Below are 11668 nucleotides of genomic sequence, written 5' to 3'. Positions count from 1 at the left end.
ATGAGTACGTTACCGACTGAATTTGAGCGGACAGATATAGGTGAGATTCAGATTGCTCCTGAAGTCATAGAAGTTATCGCTGGTCTAGCGACGATTGAAGTAAAAGGTGTAGCAGGTATGAGTGGTGGTTTTGCCGGTGGCATTGCTGAATTACTAGGTCGCAAAAATCTTTCCCGTGGTGTAAAAGTAGAAGTGGGACAACGTGAAGCAGCTGTAGACGTGTCTGTTATTGTTCATTATGGACATCGTCTGCCTGAAGTGGCGGCTGAGATTCAACGTAATGTCAAACGCTCGATCGAAACGATGACTGGCTTAATCGTAGTCGAAGTGAATGTGCAGATTCATGATGTACATTTAGAGACAACGGAGAAGAACAGAAGCGAAGAAGTCGAATTTTCACAACGGGTCAAATAAGTACGAAAAGCAATCATAAACCCCCGACGTAACAGTCAGGGGTTTACTATAATGTAAAGGGGCTGCACACTCTTGGCTAAAATTATAGACAGACTGCTGTTGTTTATTTACAGCCTGAGCATTGGAATCTTGTCTGTGCTTGCAATCCTTTTACTAAGTGGCAAAGTGCCTGTAGAATTAAATGATCGGAACGAGCAGAATCTATACATTACGATCGTGATTGTAGCTGTTATCTTATTTTTGCTAAGTATCCGCTTTTTTTATCTATCAGTGCGTTCAGAGCGTGGGCATCATCACTCTGTACATCAACGGACAGAATTTGGCGATATTCAGATATCATTGGAAACGATTGAAAATATGTGTCTCAAATCAGCAGAACGTACAAAAGGTGTGCGCGATGTCAAAACACGTGTGCGTGTAATTGAATCCGGACTTGAAATTATGATTAGAGCGATCGTAGACGGTGAAAGTTCGATTCCTGAACTGACCGAAAATATGCAAAAAACCGTTCATGATCAAGTGGAAGAAATTACCGGTATTCCAGTGTCCTCGGTATCGGTATTTATAGCAAATATCGTTCAATCCCCTGCATTCAAAAGCAGAGTGGAGTAGAAGGGAGTTCTCCTTATGATATGGAAAGCCATCTGGGAAACTCACGGAGGACGGATAACAGGTGTAGCCGCAGGTCTATTGTGCGGAGTATTGTATTTGGTAGTTGGCTTTTGGGATATGTTGTTCTTTGCACTGTTAGTGTTCATAGGCTATAGCGTCGGCAAGCACAAAGATATGCGATTAGGCTCTGTGATTCCCTGGGAACGGGTGAATGCATGGATATCGGATCGCTGGCGCCCGTTTAAATGAACCTGTCATACATCATTCCCGGACCACGTATTGGATTATAAATTATACAGCCGGGCATGATGTACGACAGGTTTTTTGGTATGCTATAGGAATGAACTTATGAATCGATAGATGCGAATAGGTTGTCGTGAGTAAAATATAATGAATTGAAAATAATAAGGTACACAGGATAGTAAGCTGACAATAGCAATAGCTGCTTATCCATACCGGGAGGAACCCAAGAATGAAAAGAAGATTAGCACGTGAGATCGTTGTACAAAGTTTGTATCAGATGGAAATGAACGATGTGAAAGCAGAAGAAGCAATCGAAATGATTTTGGAAGAAGCAGCTCAAGAAAACGAATCTGAAGTTGAAATTCGTGACGAAGCTAAATTAAAATCATATGTGCTTGATATCGTAAATGGTACATTTACAAACAAAGAAGCGATCGATCATCTATTGGAAGAATATTTGAAAGGCTGGCAGATCAGCCGTCTATCTCGTGTAGACAGTCAGATTTTGCGTCAAGCGGTCTATGAAATGGTATTCCATAATGATGTACCTGCCAAAGTCGCTGTCAATGAAGCGATTGAATTATCCAAACATTTTGGTACAGAAGAATCCGGTAAATTCGTTAACGGTGTTCTGGGTAAAATGATTCAAGACTTGGATAAACTCAAAGAAACACACACCAAAGCTGAAGCAGAAACGGAAACACAAGCTGAAGCCGAATAAGAAATTGGAATACAAAAGATCATCAGACATCAACGATAAACGTCAAGCAGTTGAACGATAAAACTTAATTTTCCGAACAGGTAAAGGAGCGATTATCATGACAGCAACAATTATCAATGGTAAGCAAATAGCAGAAGACATTCGTGAAGGTATCCGTCAAGAAATGGAACAATTGAAAACAACAGGTTTCCAACCGGGACTCGCTGTTGTACTTGTAGGTGAAGATCCTGCTTCACAAGTATATGTGCGCCATAAAGAAAAAGCTTGTCATGATCTTGGCTACTATTCTGAAGTACACCGTCTGCCATCAACGACTTCGCAAGAAGAATTGTTAGCGATGGTAGATCAACTGAATAAGCAAGAAAATATCAATGGTATTCTGGTACAACTTCCATTACCGAAGCAGATCGAAGAAAAAGCAATTATTAATGCGATTGCTCCTGAAAAAGATGTGGATGGTTTCCATCCGATCAGTGTAGGGAATCTGGTCATTGGTGATGATAGTCTGTTACCTTGTACACCTGCGGGCGTTATCGAATTAATTAAGCGTGCAGGCGTTGAGATTTCGGGTAAACATGCTGTGGTGATTGGACGTAGTAACATTGTAGGGAAACCTGTTTCTTTGTTGTTACAACGTGAGAATGCAACAGTGACTATGTGTCATTCCCGTACAAGCAATATGAAAGAGTTAGCGAAGCAAGCCGATATTCTGGTCGTAGCGATTGGTAAAGCCAACTTTGTCGATGCTAGTTATATCAAGCCAGGTGCTGTCGTGATCGATGTAGGTGTGAATCGTCTGGAAAATGGTAAGCTTGCCGGTGATGTTGATTTTGAAAGTGCTACACAAGTATGTGGCCCGATTACACCTGTTCCTGGCGGTGTAGGTCCAATGACGATCACGATGTTAATGCAGAACACTCTGGTCGCTGCCAAACGCGCTCACGGCTTGAAGTAAGGAAGGCGGCTGATGGTATGCAGCAGCAAAAAGTCTATTCAATCAAAGAAATAAACAAATATATTCGGATGAAAATGGAATCGGATCAACTGCTATCTGAAGTATGGTTACGCGGAGAAATCTCGAATTTCACTCATCATTCTAGTGGACATATGTATTTCACGTTAAAAGATGAAAGTAGCCGTATCAAAACGATTATGTTTGCTTCTCATAACCAGCGACTTCCTTTTATACCCAAAGAAGGCGCTAGAGTGATGGCAAAAGGAAATATATCGGTCTTTGAGCGGGATGGTCAGTATCAATTCTATGTTACACAGATGCAACCTGATGGCATCGGTAGTCTATATCTGGCGTATGAACAGCTCAAACAGAAGCTAGAACATGAAGGGCTGTTTGATCATGGGCGCAAACGTCCGTTGCCTGCTTTTCCCAAAGTGATCGGTGTGATTACATCGGGGACAGGAGCAGCGGTACGGGATATTTTGACGACTATTCGTCGACGTTATCCGATTGTTAAGATTGAAGTCTACCCTGTACTGGTGCAAGGAAAAGGTGCAGGTCCATCGGTAGTCAAAGCGATTCAGAATTTCAATCGTATGCAAGAAGCCGATGTATTGATTGTGGGTCGTGGTGGTGGATCACTGGAAGAATTGTGGGCGTTCAATGAGGAGATCGTTGCTCGTGCGATTGCTTCTTCTAAAATCCCGATCATTTCAGCAGTCGGTCATGAGACGGACTTTACGATCGCTGATTTTGTATCTGATCTTCGTGCTGCAACGCCTACAGCGGCGGCAGAGCTAGCTGTACCCAATATCAATGAATTACGTGCGCAAGTAGAGCAACGTCGTAGACAGCTCAATCAAGGGCTGTTGCGTCTATCTCAGCGTCAACGGGAACGGTTAGAACGTCTACGCCGTGCACCTGTATTGTTACATCCTCAGCGTCATCTGGTACAACATATGACGAGATTAGATATGCTTGAAAGACGGCTAACTAGTAGTCTACAGCGCCGTGCGCATATGCAGCGTGATCGTCTGGGACGTTTCAATCAGCGATTAGCCCGTCATAATCCGCAAGAACAATTGATCTATGCTCGTCGTCGTACTGATACGGCACGTCAACAATTGGAGCTTCGTATGAGTAGTATTTTACGGCAAAAGCAACAAAAGTTAGGCTTTGGCATGAAGCAACTGGATGCATTAAGTCCACTTAAAGTCATGGCAAGAGGATACAGTCTGGTCTATGACGAACAAGAGCAACAACTGGTCAAATCGGTACAACAAGTGCAACAAGGTGATCATATTATCGTCAACGTAGAAGATGGACAATTGAATTGTCAGGTGACAGAGATCAAGGAGGCGGCAACCGATGGCAAAAGCTGAAAAAGAAAAAGAGTTAAACTTCGAAGAAGCAATGGATCGTCTGGAAGAAATCGTCTCCGAACTGGAAAATGGAGATGTTCCACTGGAAAAAGCGATCGACCTTTTTCAACAAGGAATGAAATTATCTCAAATCTGCGGTTCGAAATTAGAGCAAGTGGAACGTAAAATCGAAATGATCGTAGAGGAAGATGGCGAACTACGTAAAAAGCCATTTGATACCTCAGAAAGCGGTGGCAGTATTGACTAGTCGTCCGGATCTACAAACATATATGCAAGAGATTGCTACTTATGTGGGCGATCAATTGAAATTCGTGTTACCGATTGAATGGAGTGTACCGGTTAATCTGCAAGAGTCGATGCAATATTCGTTAATGGCAGGTGGGAAAAGACTGCGTCCATTGTTCGTAATTGCAGCAGCAGAAGCGTTAGGTGGCAGTCGTGAAGCGGCTTTACCTGTAGCTTGCGCTGTAGAAATGGTGCATACGTATTCGCTTGTCCATGATGATCTACCGGCAATGGATAATGATGATTATCGTCGGGGTAAGCTTACCAATCATAAAGTTTATGGCGAAGCGATGGCGATTCTAGCAGGTGATGCATTGTTAACGCAAGCTTTTTATACAGTCACTCAAGCGTCCAAAGCAGGAGTATCCGCAGAAGCGCTACTTGCGATTGTTAGCGATATGTCTGAGTATGCTGGGCCTCGTGGAATGGTTGGCGGTCAGGTGGCTGATATGGAAGGCGAGCAAGGAATGACTGAAATTGCTCAACTCGAATATATCCATTTGCACAAAACAGCTGATCTATTTATGTTCTCGTTAACGGCTGGCGCACGTACAGCAGGTGCAACGCAGCAACAACTGGATGCTTTGCGTCGCTTCGGTTCTGATCTCGGTTTAGCTTTTCAAATTCAGGATGATATTCTGGATGTGATTGGAGACGAGGCATTACTGGGTAAAAAGACACAAAGCGATATTAAAGCTCAAAAAGTGACTTATCCTTATTTTATCGGACTAGAAGCTTCACAAGCAGAAGTAGCACGCTTGACTGAAAGTGCGAAGCAAGCTCTAGCAGAAGCCAATCTGGCAGATTCACAACGATTAACCGAGATTGCTGATTATCTGGTAAAAAGGGACCATTAATCGTAAGGAATGATCATTTTAGTTCGTCTATACGTATATAGGATAGACATTCACTATTCAGGAGCATTCACACATGCATTTTCGAAAAAAAGGGAATGTTGTGATATAGTGAATAATAATATAAAAGATAGATGAAAAGTTGGACAAGGTAAACATTATAATTTTAAAACCAATTGGATGTCGATAAGCATTCAACAAGGAAAGCGGGGAAATGGTGTGCTGCTTCCACAGATTCATCAACCAAGTGATCTTAAAGATCTAACAACGGAACAATTAGCCGATTTAGCAGGCGAGATTCGTCAATTTCTGATCGAAAAATTGTCAGTAACTGGCGGGCACCTTGCTTCTAATCTGGGTGTAGTGGAGCTCACCCTGGCACTTCATTATTTGTATGATAGTCCAAAGGATAAAATGATTTTTGATGTTGGACATCAAGCGTATGTGCACAAGGTATTGACAGGACGGATGGATCGTTTTGATACATTACGTAAATACCAAGGATTATGTGGATTTGTAAAACGCAATGAAAGTGAACATGACGTATGGGAAGCTGGACATAGCAGCACTTCTTTATCCGCAGCTATGGGTATGGCACTTGCACGTGATTTCAAAAAAGAAGATAACAAAGTTATCGCTATTATTGGTGATGGTGCGTTAACAGGTGGTATGGCATTCGAAGCATTGAACCATATCGGTCATGAACAACGTAAATTGACAGTGATCTTGAATGATAACGAAATGTCGATTGCTCCAAACGTAGGCGCAATGCATAAATATTTGGGCAAGATTCGCTCGGATAAAAATTATTTGCGTGCAAAAGACGAAATGGAATCATTGATCAAAAAGATTCCAGCAATCGGCGATAAAATTGCTAAAACGGCTGAAAAGCTTAAAGATACACTAAAATATGCTATGGTATCTGGCGTATTGTTCGAAGAACTAGGATTTACCTATTTGGGACCTGTGGATGGTCATGATCTACCGAAATTGTTGGAAACGTTGCAACAAGCAGACAATGTAGAAGGACCTGTATTAATCCATGTGGTGACGATCAAAGGTAAAGGATACTTACCAGCTGAAGCCGATTCTTACAAATGGCATGGTATTACACCATACAAAATTGAATCCGGTCAAGTGCTCAAAGCAGCAGGCGGTCATCCGATGTATACCGAGGTATTTGGTCAGACATTGATCGAACTTGCAGAACAAGATGAGCGTATTGTGGCAGTTACGCCAGCAATGCCTGGTGGTTCTGGATTGTTCCCATTTGCAGCTCGTTTCCCGGATCGTATGATTGATGTAGGGATTGCAGAGCAACATGCAGCAACGATGTGTGCGGCGCTTGCGATGGAAGGCATGAAGCCTGTATATGCAGTGTATTCTACCTTTATGCAGCGTGCTTACGATCAGATTGTACATGATATTTGTCGTCATAATGCCAATGTGATGTTCGCTATTGACCGTGCTGGCTTTGTCGGCGCAGATGGCGAGACGCATCAAGGCGTATACGATATCGCGTTTATGCGTCATATTCCGAATATGGTTATTATGATGCCGAAGGATGAGAATGAACTTCGTCATATGATGAAAACAGCTGTCGATTACAATGATGGCCCTATCGCTTACCGTTACCCACGGATTAGTGGCTTAGGTGTACCATTGGATCAAGTGCTGACAGCGATTCCGATCGGACAATGGGAAACGGTACGTGAAGGTGAAGGTTACGCGATTCTAGGTTCTGGGCCGATGGTTCAACTTGGACTTGAAGTAGCGGACGAACTGAAACGTGACGGTATGAACATATCTGTTGTTAATGCTCGCTTTATGAAGCCATTAGATGAGCAATTGTTGCTTGATCTAGCAGCAAAAGGTACACGTATGCTTGTAGTTGAAGAAGCTTCACAAGCAGGTAGTATGGGTAGTGCTGTGCTTGAGTTCTTTGCTTCTAAAGGATTACACGATGTTGCTGTAGGCATCATGGGTGTACCGGATGAATTTATCGAACACGGTAGTATCAAAGATCAGCAACGTGAAGCTGGATTAACCACTGAAAATATCGCTACCGCTCTCAAAGCGCTTGCGCCAGGTGAAGCGATTACTTTTCACAAAAACTCAGTTTAACATTTGTATCTCTACACCATAAGATCAACAGAAGCGAAGCGGAGGGCATTTTTTCCGCTTCGTTTCATGTTGTTATTTCATTTTGCAAGCTAGGAGATATCCAATCATGGCAAGTGACAAAGAACGAATCGACGTCTTACTCGTCGAACAAGGCTACTACGAGAGTCGTGAGAAAGCCAAGGCAGCAATTATGGCTGGATTGGTCTACGCAGGCACAGAGCGTCTGGAGAAGCCAGGTATGAAGATAGCTCGTGACACCGATCTGAATGTCAAAGGTTCGGTTCATCCGTATGTAAGCCGCGGTGGATTGAAGCTAGAGAAAGCATTGAAACATTTTGAAATTCCTATGACAGGACGTACCATGCTTGATATTGGTTCATCTACAGGAGGATTTACCGACTGTGCACTTCAACATGGGGCAGAATACGTGTATGCAATTGATGTAGGGTACAATCAGCTGGATTGGTCGCTTCGTAATCATCCGCAAGTACAAGTGATGGAACGTACCAACTTCCGCTATATGACACCGGATCAACTAGAAGGACCGCGACCTAATTTTGCAAGTATCGATGTGTCATTTATTTCGTTACGATTGATGTTGCCGCCGCTGAAAGAATTGCTTAATCGTCCTGCTGATATTGCAGCGCTGATCAAGCCTCAATTTGAAGCCGGTCGTGACAAAGTCGGTAAAACAGGCGTAGTGCGTGATCCGAAGATTCATGAAGAAGTATTACTGCATGTTCTTACGTTTGCAAGAGAGATCGGATATGTACTCAAAGGCGTAACGTTCTCCCCGATTACAGGCGGAGAAGGCAATATCGAATTTCTAGCTCACTGGTATCTACCTTCCGGTGAAGGGGACGATACGATCGAACAATTGGATGTTATTGATATTCCTGCGCTTGCTTCTCAGACAGCCCTTGAAGCCGCTCATACATTCCGCGGTGGTTCAGCCAAAAAGTAAAACATTCATACAGCATGACCTATATCTATGCAAGCACAACAAAGACCTGATGTTCGGTGTATGTTACTGAGCTCAGGTTTTTTTGTTCGTATGAAGCGATTCAACTGGAAGAAAAAACTAATTCCAAAAGACTATTGATTTACGAACAGGTATTCCTATATAATGAGAACGAACGTTCCGACTATAGCGCTTAACACTACATGTGTAGCCTATCTGCCAAATGGCGAATCGATCTGATCGATATCGCTTAGGCTTGGACCTTCTCGTTCTGGATGTTACAATAGGATAATCTGTTCGGCTAATGATCAATGATCCTCATATCTACAGTATTTTCCATTCACAAAAAGGAATCTACGTATATGTTCACGAATAAAGATGGATGAGCATATTCTGTGTATGATGCATAAATACACAGAGATAGAGATAGCGGAAGGTTAACACTATAGAGAGCACATCACAAACGGAGGTCTTTATGAAGGGACAACGACATATCAAAATACGGGAGATTATCACCCATCAAGATATTGAAACTCAAGACGATTTAGTGGAAGCATTGCGTAATGCAGGCTTTCAAGTCACCCAAGCAACGGTATCAAGAGATATCAAAGAATTATTACTAATCAAAATTCCAACGGATGACGGAAGGTATAAATATTCATTACCAACGGATCAACGTTATAACCCGGTGCAAAAGTTAAAACGTGCATTAGTGGACAATTTCTTGCAAGTAGATTTTACAACTAATCTGGTGGTTATGAAGTTCTTACCAGGTACAGCAAATTCAATCGCAGCGCTGATCGACAATATGGAATGGCCTCAGATTATGGGAACTATTTCAGGAGATGATACGCTACTGATTATTTGTCGTCAACCGGAAGACAGCCAACAGGTCATTGATCAAATTATGAGCTTTATTTCATAATCATTGATGTCGTTGTAATTGATACGTTAATGTTCGGCTCGGCACACAAGTTGCCAGCTTAACCGCATGAGCTTGCTCCATATCGGTCTTAAAGCGTTGCTCCATAGTCTTTTATACGAAGAGGAGTGAGGCTCATGCTAGTTATGCTGAGCATTAAAAACCTGGCTGTTGTTGAAGAAATCGACGTTTATTTTCATAAAGGATTCCATGTACTGAGCGGTGAGACAGGTGCGGGTAAATCAATCATTATTGATGCATTAGGTCTAATTGCAGGTAGTAGAGGTTCAGCGGAATTGGTACGTTACGGAAATGATAAAGCTGAGATGGAAGCGTTATTCGAGTTACGTGGCGATCACCCCGTATGGGATACGATGTCACGACTTGGCATTCAGGGAACCGCAGAAGAACATCTAGTCATTCGCCGTGAAGTTACAGCGAGTGGTAAGAGTACTGCGCGTATTAATGGACAGTTAGTGAATCTGACGATGTTGCGTGAGATCGGTGAGCAACTGGTCAATATTCATGGACAGCATGAGCACCAATCTTTGATGAAGCCAGAACGTCATCTGAGCTTACTCGATACATTCGGATTTGCAGATATTAATCCATTAAAAATTCAATATCAACAACAATATACAGACTATGCCAAAATCGAACGTGAATTACGTGATCTGCAAGAAACAAGCCAGAAAACGTACCAGATGCTTGACCTATATCGCTTCCAGCTTGAAGAAATTTCTTCAGCAGGACTAGAGATCGGCGAAGATGAGCTATTACAGGAAGAGCGTTTACGTCTTTCTCATAGTGAAAAAATGATGGAAGCTATCGTAGGTGGATATCATTCAATCAATGGAGACGGCGGTATGGGTTCTGTAACGGTCGCTATTTCTCAACTGGAAGATGTCACTCGTTACGATTCCAAAGCGTTAGATCCTATCCTAGAGCAGTTACAATCTGCTTTTTACCAATTGGAAGATGCAGCTTACCAATTACGGAGTTATCGGGAGAATATCGAATTCAATCCAGGTCGTCTAGAAGAAGTAGAAACTCGTCTGAATCAAATCTCAGGTCTGCGTCGTAAGTATGGAGACAATGTAGAAGAAATTCTAACTTACTATGAGAAGATTCAACATGAGACAGATCTGCTTGAAAATAAAGACGAACGTCTGGCTGAAATGATAGAACGTCGTGATCGTTTACGTGATAAATTGCTTCAGACCGGTGAGAAACTAAGTAAGGTTCGTCGCAAAGCGGCAGACGAACTTGCCAGTCAAGTCGAAGCAGAACTGAAACATCTACAAATGGAGCGTACTTCGCTACGTGTCAATATGGATTATATTGATGATGCGAATGGACCAGAATGGAATGGACGTCATATTCGCATTACCCGTCAGGGAATTGATAATGCAGAATTCTTGATCTCTCCGAACCCGGGTGAACCGTTACGTTCACTGGGTAAGATCGCTTCTGGTGGTGAGTTGTCACGTATTATGCTTGCTCTGAAAAGTATCTTTGCTCGTCATGATCAAGTTCCTGTACTGGTATTTGATGAAGTGGATACAGGGGTTAGTGGTCGGGCGGCACAGTCGATCGCAGAGAAATTGTTCAAATTATCTGCTGATTGCCAAGTATTCTCGATTACTCACTTACCTCAGGTAGCTTGTATGGCAGATCATCAATACCTAATCGAAAAGCATATTGTTGGAGATCGCACAGCGACTCGTGTGACTTCGCTTCATGAAGATGGACGCGTAGATGAACTTGCACGGATGCTTGGTGGAGTAGAGATTACAGAAAAAACCAATCATCATGCTCATGAAATGTTGAAGCTGGCGGAAGCTCGCAAAGACAGTTCTACGTATGCGGTACATTAAACAATCTTGAAATCAAATGCTTAAGTCAAAGGAAGAGCTTAACGCTCTTCCTTTTGTGTTATACATATAGAAAAGGAACGTTTATCAACCAAGTTAGCAAATATGGAAAAATAATCCGCTTTTTTACATTCGACAGCAGGAATACCCTTGTTGGTGTCGAAAAGTATAATAAAGAGTCCAAAACAGTCAAATTTCTGTAGCGACTTGATGATCACAGTACTTCAAGTTTAAATATATTTTCTGCTTGTCCCCCAAAAATTATGAATGTAAGTACAACAAACCGCTATGCCATAGTAACAGAGAACTCATAAGGAGGAA

At 42.4% G+C, this 11668-nt stretch carries 12 protein-coding genes; all 12 read left to right on the top strand.

All coding sequences use genetic code 11. From position 1 onward, the window contains the following. The 12 genes from PO903_RS19805 to recN all read left to right on the top strand — a co-directional run bounded on the left by PO903_RS19805 (position 1) and on the right by recN (position 11350). Positions 1-414 (top strand): Asp23/Gls24 family envelope stress response protein, encoded by a 414-nt coding sequence (locus PO903_RS19805; protein ID WP_069329099.1) that lies wholly within the window; start codon positions 1-3, stop codon positions 412-414. Positions 415-486: 72 nt separating this feature from the next. After that, complete coding sequence (gene amaP / locus PO903_RS19800) at positions 487-1026, top strand: alkaline shock response membrane anchor protein AmaP (RefSeq protein ID WP_069329100.1); 540 nt, start codon at positions 487-489, stop codon at positions 1024-1026. Positions 1027-1041: 15 nt separating this feature from the next. Then, positions 1042-1275, top strand: a complete 234-nt coding sequence (locus PO903_RS19795) for a DUF2273 domain-containing protein (RefSeq protein ID WP_069329101.1) — start codon at positions 1042-1044, stop codon at positions 1273-1275. 223 nt (positions 1276-1498) lie between these two features. Further along, positions 1499-1990, top strand: a complete 492-nt coding sequence (nusB, locus tag PO903_RS19790; protein ID WP_069329102.1) for a transcription antitermination factor NusB — start codon at positions 1499-1501, stop codon at positions 1988-1990. Positions 1991-2087: 97 nt separating this feature from the next. Then, complete coding sequence (folD, locus tag PO903_RS19785; RefSeq protein ID WP_069329103.1) at positions 2088-2945, top strand: bifunctional methylenetetrahydrofolate dehydrogenase/methenyltetrahydrofolate cyclohydrolase FolD; 858 nt, start codon at positions 2088-2090, stop codon at positions 2943-2945. Positions 2946-2962: 17 nt separating this feature from the next. Further along, positions 2963-4327: an exodeoxyribonuclease VII large subunit gene (xseA, locus tag PO903_RS19780; protein WP_273594372.1), complete on the top strand. Its 1365-nt coding sequence runs from the start codon at positions 2963-2965 to the stop codon at positions 4325-4327. Next, positions 4314-4574: an exodeoxyribonuclease VII small subunit gene (xseB, locus tag PO903_RS19775; RefSeq protein ID WP_069329105.1), complete on the top strand. Its 261-nt coding sequence runs from the start codon at positions 4314-4316 to the stop codon at positions 4572-4574. Before xseA ends, xseB begins: the two co-directional genes overlap by 14 nt. Then, positions 4567-5469 (top strand): polyprenyl synthetase family protein, encoded by a 903-nt coding sequence (locus PO903_RS19770; RefSeq protein WP_069329106.1) that lies wholly within the window; start codon positions 4567-4569, stop codon positions 5467-5469. The genes xseB and PO903_RS19770 overlap by 8 nt, the downstream gene beginning before the upstream one ends. A 216-nt stretch (positions 5470-5685) precedes the next feature. Continuing rightward, complete coding sequence (gene dxs, locus PO903_RS19765) at positions 5686-7590, top strand: 1-deoxy-D-xylulose-5-phosphate synthase (protein WP_273594371.1); 1905 nt, start codon at positions 5686-5688, stop codon at positions 7588-7590. A 106-nt stretch (positions 7591-7696) separates the two neighbouring features. After that, complete coding sequence (locus PO903_RS19760; protein WP_069329108.1) at positions 7697-8554, top strand: TlyA family RNA methyltransferase; 858 nt, start codon at positions 7697-7699, stop codon at positions 8552-8554. A 472-nt stretch (positions 8555-9026) separates the two neighbouring features. After that, entirely contained in the window at positions 9027-9476 is a 450-nt protein-coding gene (gene ahrC, locus PO903_RS19755; RefSeq protein WP_069329109.1) for a transcriptional regulator AhrC/ArgR, read from the top strand. A gap of 134 nt (positions 9477-9610) precedes the next feature. Further along, positions 9611-11350: a DNA repair protein RecN gene (gene recN / locus PO903_RS19750; protein WP_069329110.1), complete on the top strand. Its 1740-nt coding sequence runs from the start codon at positions 9611-9613 to the stop codon at positions 11348-11350. Positions 11351-11668: the final 318 nt, after the last annotated feature.

The sequence above is a fragment of the Paenibacillus sp. PK4536 genome (genome assembly GCF_028594455.2).
Lineage (GTDB): Bacteria > Bacillota > Bacilli > Paenibacillales > Paenibacillaceae > Saccharibacillus > Saccharibacillus nuruki.
The sequence above is the reverse complement of the archived record's forward strand: the minus strand, read 5'-3'. Positions and strand labels throughout refer to the sequence as shown.

Excerpts from the sequence above, each read along its gene's own strand:
- PO903_RS19760 (WP_069329108.1), top strand. The coding sequence starts at position 7,697 with ATGGCAAGTGACAAAGAACGAATCGACGTCTTACTCGTCGAACAAGGC.
- PO903_RS19805 (WP_069329099.1), top strand. The coding sequence starts at position 1 with ATGAGTACGTTACCGACTGAATTTGAGCGGACAGATATAGGTGAGATT.
- PO903_RS19795 (WP_069329101.1), top strand. The coding sequence starts at position 1,042 with ATGATATGGAAAGCCATCTGGGAAACTCACGGAGGACGGATAACAGGT.
- folD (WP_069329103.1), top strand. The coding sequence starts at position 2,088 with ATGACAGCAACAATTATCAATGGTAAGCAAATAGCAGAAGACATTCGT.
- ahrC (WP_069329109.1), top strand. The coding sequence starts at position 9,027 with ATGAAGGGACAACGACATATCAAAATACGGGAGATTATCACCCATCAA.
- xseA (WP_273594372.1), top strand. The coding sequence starts at position 2,963 with ATGCAGCAGCAAAAAGTCTATTCAATCAAAGAAATAAACAAATATATT.
- nusB (WP_069329102.1), top strand. The coding sequence starts at position 1,499 with ATGAAAAGAAGATTAGCACGTGAGATCGTTGTACAAAGTTTGTATCAG.
- xseB (WP_069329105.1), top strand. The coding sequence starts at position 4,314 with ATGGCAAAAGCTGAAAAAGAAAAAGAGTTAAACTTCGAAGAAGCAATG.
- recN (WP_069329110.1), top strand. The coding sequence starts at position 9,611 with ATGCTAGTTATGCTGAGCATTAAAAACCTGGCTGTTGTTGAAGAAATC.